Consider the following 13403-nt stretch of genomic DNA (forward strand, 5'->3'; position numbering starts at 1 on the left):
CCGGTCAATCAGCCCACGCGCCGGGTCCCGCCGGGGGTGTCTCCTGGCCGCTTTCGGGCGCCGGGGGCGGTGGCGTGAGCGGGGCGGTGGTGGCCCGGGGGATCAGATGGGTGGGCAGGACGATGTGCCGTTCCCGATCGGCGTCCGGCGTCTCGATGAGCGCACGGGCCAGCTCGCCGGCGGCGCGGCCGATCTCCGTGGGTGACTGCGCGATCGTGGACAGCCCGACCCAGCGGGCGATGTCATGGTCGTCGAAGCCGAGGACGGACAGCCGCTCGGGCACGTCGAAGCCGCTCTTGCGCAGCGTCCACAGCACCGCGACGGCGAGCTCGTCCTGCTCGACGAAGATCGCGGTCGGCGGATGCCGCAGGCTGAGCAGCTGGCCGACCGCCTGCACGACGGTGCGGTCCTCGCCCAGGACGGCGCCGACCACCAGCTCGTCGTCCAGCGGAACGCCGGCGTCGGTGAGCGCCTGGCGGTAGCCGGTCAGCCGTTCGTTGGAGCTGAAGGTGAACCCGCTGACCCCGATCGCCCGCAGGAAGGCGATCCGCCGGTGCCCGAGGTTGAGGAGATGCCGGGTGCCGCCGCGCCCCCCGGCCACATCGTCGACGTACACGCTCGGCCTGCCCTCGGCGTGCTGGCTGACGTATATGACCGGCATCTGCAGATCGTCCAGGCGGGCGCTCTCCTCCTCGGTGAGGTCGAAGGAGAACACCAGCAGCGCATCGGCGTTCCGCCGCGCGGGCAGCCGCTCGAAGAAGTCGGCGCGCTCCACCATGTCGGGCACGTAGTAGACCACCAGCTCCAGGCCCGCCGCCCGCAGCACCAGCCCGAGCCCTTCCAGCGCCGAACCCACGAACCATGACTTGAGTATCGGTACGAGCACGGCCACCACCCCGGTCTTGCCGGTCACCAGGCTGGCCGCCTGCCTGGAGATGGCGAAGTTCAGCTCGCGGGCCGCGCGTTCGACCCGCTCCCGGACCTCGGCCGAGACGGAGGCGTAGCCGCGCAGGGTGCGCGAGACGGTGGAGGCGGAGACGCCGGCGCGTTCGGCGACGTCGGCCATGGTGGGATGCCGTTGAGCTGGTGACATGCACGGAAGGTAGCACGGCGAGCACACGCACTCAGGGCGTCGATGACAGCGCTGTCATCGACGCGGGCACCCGTCGACGCCGGACCTTGGCTCGGCATAAAAGCTGCAAGGTACAGGTGGATGTCCGGCGCATTACCTGGCCGTAACGCATTGACTTCACCTAGGGCTGCTCATAGCTTGAAAGCGCTGTCTCGCCAGGTCATCGCCAGCCGCTCGGAGTGATCCTCCAGGCTCTTGACCTGCTCTTTCATCCACCTGATACGGAGACAGCGCAATCAGAAGCGCTCTGCGACCCTGTCCATGCCATCCGGCGGCCGCTGCCGGGAAGGGATGAAACTCCTGCATGACCACAGTCAGTTTCGAGCCGCTGTCCCACCTGGACGCCAAGCTGCGTACCCGGGCCCGTACGCAGATCGCCGCCCTCCAGGGGCGGCTGGGTGGCACCACCGTCCACGTCACGCACGACCAGGTCGAGGCGATGACCATGGGCGACCGCGTCGCCGTACTGAAGGACGGGGTGCTCCAGCAGTGCGCCGCCCCGCGCCCGCTCCACGACGAGCCGGCCGATGTCTTCGCGGCCTCCTTCATCGGCTCGCCGACCAGGAACCTCAAAGAGGTCCGGATGGCCGATGACGGCGTCCAACTCGGCGGCAGCCGCCTCCCGTTGCCCCGCCGCGTGCGCGCCGCCGGCGCGGCCGAGGGCGACGGCGACCGGGTGGTGACGGGCTTCCGGCCCGGCAGCACGTACTTCTTCTCGGCCGCCACCGGCGAGCGGCTCCCCAGCGCGTGACCGACCACCGCCCCGGTTCGCACCACCAGGAGAGACAGTGAAGAGCAGAACGATCAGAGCGCTGCAGAGTGGCGGCGCGGCCTTCGTGGGGCTCGCCGCCCTCGCCGCCTGCGGCCCGGCCGGGGCCACCAAGGCCGGCGGCCGGCCCACGTTCGAGGGACGCGGCCCCATCACCTACGTCGCCGGCAAGGACGCCTCCGGATCCGTCCAGGAGATGCTCGACCGCTGGAACAAGCTGCACCCCTCGGAGAAGGTCACCTTCGTCCAGTTGCCCACGGACCCCGACGCCCAGCGCCAGCAGATGATCCAGAACGCGCAGACGAAGTCCGACGCCTATACGGTGCTGGCGCTCGACGCCGTGTGGACCTCGGAGTTCGCCGCGCACCGATGGATCGACCGGCTGCCCGAGGACCGGTATCCGTTGTCGCAGATGCTCAAGCCGATCGTCGAGACCGGCAAGTACCGCGGTGGTCTGTACGCCCTGCCGTTCAGTTCCGACGGCGGCATGCTCTACTACCGCACCGACCTGCTCAAGCAGGCCCGCATCGCGAAACCGCCGGCCACCTGGGCGGAGATGAAGGCGGACTGCGCCAAGGTGAGGAAGCTGCCCGAGGCACGGGGGATGTCGTGTTACGCGGGCCAGTTCCAGAAGTACGAGGGCCTGACCGTCAACTTCGCCGAGGCGGTGAACTCCGCGGGCGGCGTCGTCACCGACGCCAAGGGCACACCGCACGTGGACACCCCGCAGGCGAAGCGGGGCCTGGACTTCCTGGTCAACTCCTTCAAGGACGGCACCATCCCGAAGGACGCCGTCACCTACCAGGAGGAGGACGGCCGCCGCGCCTTCCAGACCGGGAAGCTGATCTTCCTGCGGAACTGGCCCTACGCCTATCCCCTGATGGCCAAGAAGGACGGCTCCAGCAAGGTCGCGGACCGGTTCCGCACCGCACCGCTGCCCGGCCTGAACGGGCCCGGCGCCTCCAGCCTGGGCGGCCACAACCTGGCGCTGTCGGCCTCGGCGGAGAACAAGGCGACGGCGATCGACTTCATGAAGTTCCTCTCCAGCCAGGAGATCCAGCGCTTCACGCTGTCCCGCGCACCGGGCGCACCGACCTATGAGGCGCTCTACAAGGACCCGAAGCTGATCAAGCAGTATCCGTACCTCCCCACCCTCAAGCAGTCGATCCTGCACGCCGTGCCGCGGCCCCGGGTCTTCCGGTACGGCGATGTCACGGCGGCGATCCAACAGCAGGTCTACGCGGCCATGACCGGCAGCACCAGCAGCGCGCAGGCGCTGAAGGACCTTCAGCAGACCCTTCGGCAGCAGGCTGCGGGAGAGTGAGGAGCACCCCATGGTGACAACGCAGAACCAGGCCGCGCCCGTGCCCCGGGCGCCGGCCCCGCCGGCGGAGCGCCCACGGCGCCGCCCGCGGGCCACCTCCGGGACCGGCCGACTCGCGGCGCTGCTGGTCTCCCCGACGCTGCTGGTGCTGACGGTCGTGGTCCTCTATCCGACGCTCGTGGCGTTGAAGGACTCGCTCTACGGCACTCCCGGACTCAACCCGAAGACCGGTTTCGTCAACGAGAGCGACCCGTTCGTCGGGCTGCAGAACTACGGCGCGATCTTCGGTGCGGCCGGCGCCCGCTTCTGGAACGCCTTTTGGAACACCACGTTCCTGACCGTCACCACGGTCGCGCTGGAGACGGTCATCGGCATCGCGATGGCGCTGATCATGCACCGCGCCTTCCAGGGCCGGGCCCTGGTACGGGCCAGCATCCTGGTGCCGTGGGCCATCCCCACCGCGGTGAGCGGTCTGCTCTGGCGCTGGATCTTCAACAGCAACGGCGTGGCCAACGCCCTGACCGGTCAGCACATCCTGTGGACCACCGAGGGATTCCACGCCAAGCTCGCGGTGATCATCGCCGATGTGTGGAAGACCGCCCCCTTCATCGGCCTGCTCGTCCTGGCGGGACTCCAGGTGATCAGCAAGGAGGTCTACGAGGCGGCCAGGATCGACGGCGCGGGCGCGCTGCGCCAGTTCTGGAACATCACCCTGCCGCTGGTGAAGCCCGCGCTGCTGGTGGCGGTCCTGTTCCGCACGCTGGACGCGCTGCGGATGTTCGACCTGCCGTACATCCTCATCGGCGCCAAGAAGACCTCGGTGGAGACGCTGTCCATGCTCGCCCAGGACCAGGCCGCGAACGTGCGCTTCGGGCCCGCCGCGGCCTATGCGGTGATCCTCTTCGTCTATGTCTTCCTGATCGCGCTGGCCTTCGTCCGGCTGCTGGGCGCCGATGTCCTCGGCGACGACGGTCCCGCCCGCACGCGCCGCCGGTGGCTGCCGCGCCGTCGTACGGAGGTGGCGGCATGACGCTCTCCCCGAAGCTGCGCAAGTGGCTGCTGTACGCGGGAGTCGCCGCGGTCGTGGCCTACTGCCTGGCACCGTTCTACTGGATGCTGGTCTCCAGCCTGCGGCGGACCTCGGACATCTTCGCCAACTCCCCGTTCCCCACCCGGCTTTCGTTCGAGAACTACCTCGCGGTCCTCGACCCGTCCGAGTCCTTCACCCGGGCCCTGCTCAACAGCCTCGTGGTGGCCGGCACCACCACCGCGGTGGCGCTGGTCCTGGCCACCTTCACCGCCTATGCCATGGCCCGGCTGGAATTCCGGCTCAAGCGGCTGGTGCTCACGCTGATCATCGCGACCTCCATGTTCCCGGTGGTGTCGCTCGTGGTCCCGCTGCTGAAGATGTTCGTCGACTTCGGCTGGATCAACAGCTACCAGGCCATGATCGTGCCCAGCATGTCCTTCACCCTGCCGCTCGCGGTCTGGAACCTCACCGCGTTCTTCCGGCAGATGCCCGACGAACTGGAGCATGCCGCCATGGTCGACGGCTGCACCCGCGGTCAGGCGTTCCGCAAGATCATCATCCCGCTCGCCGCGCCGGGCATGTTCACCACCGCGATCATCACCTTCATCGCGGCCTGGAACGAATTCCTCATCGCACTGTCGATGACGAACAAGCCGGAGATGCAGACCGCGCCGGTGGCCATCTCCACCTTCTCCGGGGCGAGCCAGTTCGAGACCCCGTTCGGCAGCCAGATGGCGGCGGGCGTACTGGTCACCGTCCCCCTCGTGATCATGGTGCTGCTCTTCCAGCGCCGGATCGTCGCCGGCCTCACCGCCGGCGCCGCGAAGTAGTCCGCACCGCAGACCGAACCACCGCAGAGCACCGAGGAGCACGCAGCAGCATGCCCAGCAACAACCCAGCACCCTGGTGGCGCAGCGCCGTCATCTACCAGGTCTACGTCCGCAGCTTCGCCGACGCCAACGGTGACGGAGTCGGTGACATCGCCGGCATCCGCTCCCGGCTCCCCTACCTGAAGTCCCTCGGCATCGACGCCATCTGGATCAATCCCTGGTACAAGTCGCCGATGGCGGACCACGGTTACGACGTGGCGGACTACCGCAGGATCGACCCGCTCTTCGGCACCGTGGCCGACGCCGAGGCGCTGATCGAGGAGGCGCACCGGCACGGCATCCGCGTCATCCCCGACATCGTGCCGAACCACACCTCCGACCGGCACGCCTGGTTCGAGGCGGCGGTGGCTGCCGGGCCCGGCAGCCCGGAGCGGGCGCGCTACCACTTCCGCGACGGGCGCGGGCCCGACGGGGCCGAGCCGCCCAACAACTGGCAGTCCGTCTTCGGCGGCCCGGCCTGGACCAGGTTGCCCGACGGGCAGTGGTACCTCCATCTGTTCGCCCCCGAGCAGCCGGACCTCAACTGGCAACACCCCGAGGTGCGGGCGGAGTTCGAGGACGTTCTGCGGTTCTGGTTCAGCCGGGGCGTCGACGGCTTCCGTATCGATGTGGCGCACGGCCTGGTCAAGGACCCCGCGCTGCCCGATCTGCCGGCCCGCGGCGGAACGGACGCCCCGGCGGCCGAGGGGCAGGCGGACCATCCGTACTGGAACCGCGACGACGTGCACGCCATCTACCGCGCTTGGCGCCGGGTCGCCGACGAATTCCCCGGCGACCGCTCGTTCGTCGCCGAAGCCTGGGCCGACACCCCCGACCGACTCGCCGCCTACGTACGGCCGGAGGGACTGCACACCGCCTTCAACTTCGATTTCCTGATGACCAGTTGGGACGCCGCCGCGTTGCGGGAAGTCATCGACCGCTCGCTCGGCACGCTCGGCTCCGTCGGCGCCCCCGCCACCTGGGTGCTCTCCAACCACGACGTGGTACGCCACCCCAGCCGCTTCGGCCGCACGGTGGCCAGGAAGTGGGTCGCCAACGAGCCCTACCGCCCCGAGGGCCCGCTTGACCTCGAACTCGGTGTCCGGCGGGCCCGCGCCGCCGCCCTGCTGATGCTCGCCCTCCCCGGCGGCGCCTACGTCTACCAGGGTGAGGAGCTGGGGCTGGCGGAGGTGGAAGACCTCCCCGAGGGCGTACTCCAGGACCCCATCTGGGAACGGTCCGGCCACACCGACCCCGGTCGTGACGGCTGTCGCGTCCCGATCCCCTGGTCCGGGGACAGCACGCCGTACGGCTTCAGCCCCGAGGGCGCCACCGGCGAGCCCTGGCTGCCGCAGCCCGCGCACTGGAAGGACCTCAGCGTCGCGGCACAGACCGGCGACCCGGCCTCCATGCTGGAGCTCTACCGGCGCGCGCTCCATCTGCGCCGGGACCACCCCGCACTCGGCGAGGGCGACCTGACCTGGCTCGACGCCCCCGCCGGTGTGCTCGCCTTCCGACGTGAGCCGGGCTTCGGCTGCGTCGTCAACCTCTCACCGGAGCCGTACGCGCTGCCCGCACACGAGGCGGTGCTGCTGGCGAGCGGCCCGGTCGAGGACGGCCGACTGGCCCCGGACCACGCGGTGTGGCTCGCGAGGTAGCAGTACGGCGCGCTGCCGGTACCCGCCCCGCCGCGGGCGGGCACCAGCAGCGCACCACGGCGCCGGTCAGCGCATTCCCACCCCCGCCCACCAGGACGGAAACGGTTCAGGACAGCCAGTCGGTGTAGCGGGTGGGGGCGAGGCGAGCGTCCTTGTCGGTGAGGACGTCGCCCTTGACCGCGGCGAACATGCCCGCGGTGGGGTCGGTGACGACGGTGCGGCCGTCGGACTTGTGGGCCAGGGTGATCCGGCCCAGCTCGTCCAGGGAGAAGATCTCGGGGCCGGCGATGTTGCGAATGCCCCCCAGCGGGGCTCCCACCGCGACCTCCGCCACCGCGGCGGCCACGTCCTTGGACGCGATCGGCTGGATCGGCGTGGCGGGCAGCCGGACGGTGTCACTGTCCGCCGTCCAGGACATGGCCGCCTCGATGAATTCCATGAATTGTGTCGCCCGGACGATCGAATAGGGGATCGGTCCGGCCGCGAGGAGGTTTTCCTGGAGCGCCTTGGCCCGGTAGTAGTCCAGCTCCGGTACCCGGTCCACGCCGACGATCGACAGAATGACGAAGTGCCGGATACCGCTCTTTCGGCCCGCGGCCATAAGGTTGTCCATCGATGCCTGGAAGAAGGCCGGTGAGGCTTCGTCGAAGGTCGGGGAGTTCGTCAGATTGACGAGGACATCCGCCCCCGCCACCGCCTCGTCCACCCCTTCGCCACTGACGACGTCGACTCCGGTGGACTTCGAGTGCGGTACCGCCTCGTGCCCCGCGGCATTCAGGTCCTTGACGACCTGCGATCCGATCAGCCCGGTACCGCCGATGACTGCGAGCTTCATGACATGCCTTTCATCAGGAGATGTGTCGCATGGGCACATGATCCCTATACCGGCGTTCAGCGGAGGACAAGGACGTACATCCGGCACACGTGTCGGCCGGCGGCCGACTCCCCTCGTCGCGGCTTGGCGCGCCGCCGGGGCACGTCCCTCGCCCCTTACGGGACCGCGCGGACGATGACGAGTGACCCCTCGTACGCCGGCCGGCTGCGCAGGTGACCGAATTCCTCGTCCCAGGCGCCGGAGTCCAGGTCGTGGCGCAGGGTCTCGTCGAAGTGTCCGCGGACGCGGTCGTCGACGAAACTCCACGCCGAGCACGCCTGCCGAGCCGCCGGGTCGAGCAGCATCTCGGGGCGGCCGTAATACGCCTCGTTGAAGCCGTCGGTGCAGTCCAGGGGGATGGGTACGGTCCGGATCGTGCTCGTGCCGCCCAGGGCGGCGGTCAGCTGCCCGATCGGCGGGTAGCGGCGGGCCTCGGTGTCGAGGACCTCGGGCGCGTAGCGGTACAGCCAGAAGTCCCGTACCAGGTCGGGATCGCAGGTGAGGACGACGACCGGGCCGCGGGTCACGCGCCGCATCTCACGCAGGCCGGCCTCGACGTCGAGCCACTGGTGCACGCTGAACAGCGTCATCGCCCCGTCGAACTCCCCGTCGGCGAAGGGCAGGTCCTCGGCGACGGCATCGATCGCCGGGGCGAGCCGGGTCGGTCGCTGGGCGCGCATCGACTCCGAGGGCTCGACCGCCGTCACGGCACGGAGCGCGCCCTCGTACGATCCGGCGCCGGCACCGACGTTGAGTACCGTCCGGGAGTCGCCCAGGGTCTCGGCGATGAACCGCGCGATCCGCGCGTCCGGCCGGCGGTAGGAGGAGTATCCAGCGCCGATCGCGCCGTAATCGACGTCGCCGGCGCTGCCGTCCCCGGTTCGTGTGGTCATGGCCTTACCTCGCCTTGTGAGCAGGATGCAGGGAAAGGAGAGCCCCACGCGCTGTCGCCGGTGTTCCGGCCGGGGCACATGGGGTCCGTGAGAATGCTGCGACCAGAGCCCGGGAACGCATCCCGCTGTCGGACATCCGACTTGCCTCCCTCACCCCGGTGCGTCTGCATGCCATCCTGCATCTGCCGCGCGAATTGAACAATCACCCGGCAATTGCTTGGTGCATACCCCAAATCAGTTGGCACACGGGCCGTCAGATATTGGAGGTAGTGACAGGCCCACGCATCGCACAGGTGCGTGCCGGGCGAGAGAATCGCCTTGCCTCGGCGGAGGCGGCATTGCGATGATCGACGATCGACCGAAAGCCTCAACCGGGCGTGGCACGCGCATCGTTACCCTGCTGCGCCGCACTCGGCAGTGCGCGCCCTCACGGGAGGGAAGACCTCATGACGGACCAGACACCGGATGTGCCGGAAGCCCGGCGAGCCGAGGGGCTGATTGCGGCTCAGGAAAAGGCCCTCGCGCTGTTCGCCGAAGTGGAGAAGCGCGGGCTGGTGGCGCCCGGCCTCGGCGAACGCGCGGTCAGCGACCGGATTCGCGACCTCGCCAATGACATGTTCGGCACCACCAAGCACTGGCACAAGCGGATCATCCGCTCCGGGCCCAACACCCTCCGCCCCTATCAGGACAATCCCCCGGACCGGGTCATCGGGCCCGAGGATGTCGCCTTCGCCGACTTCGGCCCGATCTTCGAGGAGTACGAGGCGGACTTCGGTCGCACGTACGTCTTCGGCGACGACCCGCACAAGCAGCGCCTCCTCCAGGACCTGCCGCGCCTCTTCGACGCCGGACGCGCCTTCTTCGCCACGCGTCCGGACATCACCGGCCGGCAGCTGTACGCCGAGGTCGAGCGGCTGGCCGCGGCAGCCGGCTGGGCCATCGGGACCTGGCACACCGGCCACCTCGTCGGCGAGTTCCCGCATGAGAGGAACGACGGGGCCAAGGCCGAGTCGTACATCACCCCGGAGAACGACACCCCGCTGCGCCGCACGGACCGCGTGGGCCGCACCTGCCACTGGATCCTCGAACTCCATCTGGTCGACCGGGAACGGGGTTTCGGCGGGTTCTACGAACAGCTGCTCGACCTCGCCTGAATCGCTCGCCCGTCACCGGCCTCGGCACCGGGACCCGGACGCCACCGGAGCCCACCACCTGCCATGAACCGCCCCCGTCGGGTCAGCAGATGCGCTGCCCGGAGGGTGATGGCACGGTGGTGGTACAGCTCGTGCCTCGACCCGGACGAGGTCGGCCAGACGCCCGCCCAGGAGCGGTGCGACGGCGTCTCTCGGCCATGTGCCCCGTTTGCCGCGGCCCAGGCCGTCCTGCGGCGGGCCACGGGAACCGTCAGACGCCAGGCGCACCGGGGCCGAGAACACTCCGGCCGGGCAGCCGCGGCACGTACCCCGATCACCGTGGAGGTATCGCCGTGACGACCAAGGAGAACCAGCGCACCAGCCTCGCCGTGCCGCCCACCGACCTCTGCGGAGATCCCAAGGACAGTGGCGAATTTCTCTGGGACATGGCCTGGGACTGCCGGGAAAGGCAGATCGGCGCCTTCTGGCTGGTGTCCCGAGGGGTAAAGGGATATCTGCTGGTCGCCACCGATCGCATCAAGGGCATCGAGTGCCCGGATCTCGTTTCGGGCGCCTACGCGGCGAACAATTACTGGCAGGTCGCGCACGACAGAGCGTACGACTGGTTCGGCCAACAGAAGTGGGGAGTGGTGGGGTTGGGGGTCAATGCGGCCCAGCACCGCTCGCACGAGCAGCTGCACCTCCACATGTCCGGGGTCCGCCCAGGAGTGAAGACCGCGCTCGACACGGCCTATCAGGCGGGCCAGATCGCCAAGGACGTGAAGAATTGGCCCACGAACTTGACCACGGTGGTCGGTGAGGACCAGGGCGGAAATCCGCAAGCGCGGAGCTATCGCGTGGTCCATGTCGACAGCTTCAAGACCCTGAACCTCTTCAAGGCCCTCCACGACAGTGTGGTCGTCCCCCGCAACGAAAAAATGGCCGCCCAGACGATGACCGTCATCGAGGCCGGAGCCAACTCGTCCGGCGGCTTCTACCTCCTGAACAGCTGGGACGGCCTCCCCCACCCTCCGACCACGCCCCCGGGGATCGGGGTCTGCGACAGCCTCCTCCTCTGCAAGTGAGACCCGGGCCGGGTCCGTGCGTCGCGACTAGCCTGTGGCGGCCTGTTCGGTGGTGGCGATCGTCCGGCGCAGCAGGCCGCGCGCCGTCTCCAGGTCTGCAGCACGCCGGTCGAGGACGCTCAGCTGGTCACGGAGGTTGTTGAGCACCCCGGGGCAGGGGCGCAGCGTCGCCTCGTCGACGGCGCACGGCAGGACCTGCCGGATGACACGGGTGGGCAGTCCGGCCGCCAGCAGGGCCCGGATGCGCCGGACCGTCAGCACGGTGTGCTCGCCGTATTCGCGATAGCCGTTGGCGCGGCGTTCGCTGTGGATCAGCTCCGTCCGCTCGTAGTAGCGCAGCAGGCGCTCGCTGACTCCGGTACGGCGGGACAGCTCCCCGATCAGCACCGCCGACTCCCTCCGACTTGACCTTCCCACGGTGTCAGGGAGGAACAGTGCACCGGCCGGCCGTATTCCGGGCCGGCCGTCGAACCGGGAGTGAGTCGTTGATCATTGATGCGCACAGCCATGTGCACGACCCCATCGAGGCACATGTGGCGCTGTTGGACCAGGCCGGGGTGGACCGCGCGGTGCTGTTCGGCACCCGGGCACACCCCGAGCGGGCCGTTGACCTTGCCTCGCTGCACCGGGAGATGGCGGTCCTGGGCCAGGCCCTCGGCGGTCGCGCCAACGCGATCGAGGGGTTCCGCAGCGCGTGGCGGGAGCTGGACGTGGCACTCGCCGCATGGCCGGAAAGGTTCATCGGTTTCGGATCCGTACCGCTGGATCTGGCTCCGGGGGACATCGCCGAGACCGTGGAACGCGAGGTCGTCGCGCGCGGGTGGCACGGGGTCGGGGAGCTGACGCCGCCGCCGGGGCGGGCCGGGCTGATCGAGCCGGTTCTCCGGGCGGCGGCCGATCACGGTCGGCTGCCCGTGGTGGTGCACGGATTCGCGCCGACCACCGCGGACGATCTGAAGACGTTGGCGGCCCTCGCGGTCCGGTACCCGACCGTTCCGCTCGTGGTCAGCCAACTCGGCGGTCTCCACTGGATGCAGGCCGTCGAACTGGTCCGGGACACCCCGAACATGTACCTGGAGCTGTCCACGGCCAACATCGTCTTCGCGGTCCGGCTGGCCATCAAGGAGATCCCGGACCGCACTCTCTTCGGGTCGGACGCACCGTACGGCGATCCGGTCCTCACCCGGGCGTTGGTGGAGCGCGTCACCGGCCCGGGCGAGGTGCGCGAGAGGGTGCTCGGCGGAACGATGGCCGCGCTGCTCGGGCTCGACTGAGGCACCCGGCCGAGGTACCGGGTGTGGCGCCGGCAGCTGAGCGCTTCGGTCGGCGCATCCCGCCGGACGCCCCGCCCTCGGCAGCAGAAGTCCCCGGCTGAACGGGGGAGATCAGCCGGGGACCAACAGTCGTCTGCCCCCATCCGCGGCACCGAAACAACGTCTCCGGCACCGCACCCGGGCCGGGTACCGGTGGACGGCCGGCCCCTGCGCGGCCGTGTCCTGCGTGCGACCCGGGACCGCCGCGCGAGACCGGGCCGCAGCGGTGCCGGCATGCGCCGCCCCTTCGGCGCGAGCGATGTCGCTCGCTACGGTGAACGGGGGCCTGTCGGGCCCCGGCGGGCCGGGCCGGGGACCACCGGCGTCATAGGCTCCGCAGGTGGCCCAGACCGAGGAGCGCGCCGAGGGCGCCGGACCGTTCACCACCCGACTCACCCGCCGCCTCGCCGCGGACGTCACCTCGGTTTGGGAGTCGCGCACCGCACGCAAGCGCGGCGCCCTGACGATCCGGCGGGACGCGACCGAGACCACCCGGCACGCGGACGCACAGGGACTGCGGCGACTGCGCATCCTGAACACCGTGGTCGCGACGGCGTTCACGATCGGCGGGGCGCTCTTCGTCCTCGGCGCCGGGGTCTCCCAGTTCGGGCCCGGCAACCCGCTGCAGAGCGCCACGATCTACTTGGTGGGCGGACTGTTCTTCAGCACCGGTGCGTACGCCGCACTGCTGCAGACCGTGAACGCGCCCCGGCGGGGTGGCGACGCCGGCACGCTGGAGACCCCGCGCTGGCGGTGGTGGAGCTACGAGCCCCTGCAGATCGACTGGCTGACGACGTTCGTCCTGTTCGCGGGCACCCTGGAGTTCGGCGTCAATCTGCTCGACTCGTTCCTCCAGGGCCTGACCGTCCAGCAGACCAACCGGCTCATCTGGGCGCCGGATGTCATCGGCTGTGTGCTGTTCCTGGTCTCCGGGCACCTCGCGCTCGTCGAGGTCAGCCATGGCCCGCTCCGACTGCGCCCGCGTGACCTCGGCTGGTGCATCGCAGCCGTCAACCAGCTGGGCTCGGTGCTGTTCATGGTCTCGGCCGTCGCCGACTTCACCAATCCCCGCACCGGCACCCAGGTCAACGTCGGCGTCACCAACTGGGGCACGCTCACCGGCGCCGCCTGCTTCGTGGCCGGCGGAGTGCTCCAGTACTTCGAGCACCCCGCCCCTTCGGAGCGCCCCTAGCCGCCGCGTTCCGCCCCGCCCCTGCCGTGCGGCGCTCTCCTCGTACGGATGCCTTTCTCCCTTTCATCCGCCTTCGGCGGCTTGGGGCCGCTATGTTCGCGATGCCCGGCCGGCGCCCACGGCATCAGCCG

At 69.9% G+C, this 13403-nt stretch carries 12 protein-coding genes and 1 pseudogene; 9 read left to right on the top strand and 4 right to left on the bottom strand.

Going from position 1 to position 13403, the window contains the following annotated elements:
• Positions 1-4: 4 nt before the first annotated feature.
• Positions 5-1093 (bottom strand): LacI family DNA-binding transcriptional regulator, encoded by a 1089-nt coding sequence (locus SL103_RS19075; RefSeq protein ID WP_347877854.1) that lies wholly within the window; start codon positions 1091-1093, stop codon positions 5-7.
• A gap of 361 nt (positions 1094-1454) precedes the next feature.
• Here SL103_RS19075 and SL103_RS19080 point away from each other — a divergent pair.
• The 5 genes and pseudogenes from SL103_RS19080 to SL103_RS19100 form a co-directional block, all read left to right on the top strand.
• Positions 1455-1829, top strand: a pseudogene (locus SL103_RS19080) (sugar ABC transporter ATP-binding protein); the annotation flags it as partial.
• 91 nt (positions 1830-1920) lie between these two features.
• On the top strand, positions 1921-3225 hold the full coding sequence (locus SL103_RS19085) for an ABC transporter substrate-binding protein (RefSeq protein ID WP_069570189.1): 1305 nt from the start codon (positions 1921-1923) through the stop codon (positions 3223-3225).
• A 10-nt stretch (positions 3226-3235) separates the two neighbouring features.
• The gene (locus tag SL103_RS19090) at positions 3236-4255 is read left to right on the top strand and encodes a carbohydrate ABC transporter permease (RefSeq protein WP_069570190.1); all 1020 of its coding nucleotides are present in this window, start codon (positions 3236-3238) and stop codon (positions 4253-4255) included.
• Positions 4252-5085 carry a carbohydrate ABC transporter permease gene (locus tag SL103_RS19095; protein ID WP_069570191.1) on the top strand — a complete coding sequence of 278 codons (834 nt, stop codon included), beginning with the start codon at positions 4252-4254 and terminating at the stop codon, positions 5083-5085. The genes SL103_RS19090 and SL103_RS19095 overlap by 4 nt, the downstream gene beginning before the upstream one ends.
• Before the next feature lie 50 nt (positions 5086-5135).
• Positions 5136-6782 carry a glycoside hydrolase family 13 protein gene (locus SL103_RS19100; protein WP_069570192.1) on the top strand — a complete coding sequence of 549 codons (1647 nt, stop codon included), beginning with the start codon at positions 5136-5138 and terminating at the stop codon, positions 6780-6782.
• Positions 6783-6888: 106 nt separating this feature from the next.
• On the opposite strand, the gene SL103_RS19105 is transcribed toward SL103_RS19100, so the two are convergent.
• Complete coding sequence (locus SL103_RS19105) at positions 6889-7617, bottom strand: SDR family oxidoreductase (protein WP_069570193.1); 729 nt, start codon at positions 7615-7617, stop codon at positions 6889-6891.
• A gap of 155 nt (positions 7618-7772) precedes the next feature.
• Positions 7773-8549: a class I SAM-dependent methyltransferase gene (locus tag SL103_RS19110; protein WP_069570194.1), complete on the bottom strand. Its 777-nt coding sequence runs from the start codon at positions 8547-8549 to the stop codon at positions 7773-7775.
• Between the two features lie 446 nt (positions 8550-8995).
• Between SL103_RS19110 and SL103_RS19115 the strand changes: the two genes are divergently transcribed.
• Positions 8996-9703: a M24 family metallopeptidase gene (locus SL103_RS19115; protein ID WP_069570195.1), complete on the top strand. Its 708-nt coding sequence runs from the start codon at positions 8996-8998 to the stop codon at positions 9701-9703.
• A 332-nt stretch (positions 9704-10035) separates the two neighbouring features.
• Positions 10036-10767, top strand: a complete 732-nt coding sequence (locus SL103_RS19120; RefSeq protein ID WP_069570196.1) for a CDP-diacylglycerol diphosphatase — start codon at positions 10036-10038, stop codon at positions 10765-10767.
• Between the two features lie 27 nt (positions 10768-10794).
• Here SL103_RS19120 and SL103_RS19125 read toward each other — a convergent pair whose 3' ends face one another.
• Positions 10795-11154 carry a MerR family transcriptional regulator gene (locus SL103_RS19125; RefSeq protein ID WP_069570197.1) on the bottom strand — a complete coding sequence of 120 codons (360 nt, stop codon included), beginning with the start codon at positions 11152-11154 and terminating at the stop codon, positions 10795-10797.
• A 98-nt stretch (positions 11155-11252) separates the two neighbouring features.
• On the opposite strand from SL103_RS19125, the gene SL103_RS19130 reads away from it, so the two are divergent.
• Positions 11253-12041 (top strand): amidohydrolase family protein, encoded by a 789-nt coding sequence (locus SL103_RS19130; protein ID WP_069570198.1) that lies wholly within the window; start codon positions 11253-11255, stop codon positions 12039-12041.
• A gap of 379 nt (positions 12042-12420) precedes the next feature.
• The gene (locus SL103_RS19135; RefSeq protein WP_069570199.1) at positions 12421-13272 is read left to right on the top strand and encodes a hypothetical protein; all 852 of its coding nucleotides are present in this window, start codon (positions 12421-12423) and stop codon (positions 13270-13272) included.
• Positions 13273-13403: the final 131 nt, after the last annotated feature.

The sequence above is a fragment of the Streptomyces lydicus genome, from assembly GCF_001729485.1.
Taxonomy (GTDB): Bacteria; Actinomycetota; Actinomycetes; order Streptomycetales; family Streptomycetaceae; genus Streptomyces; species Streptomyces lydicus_D.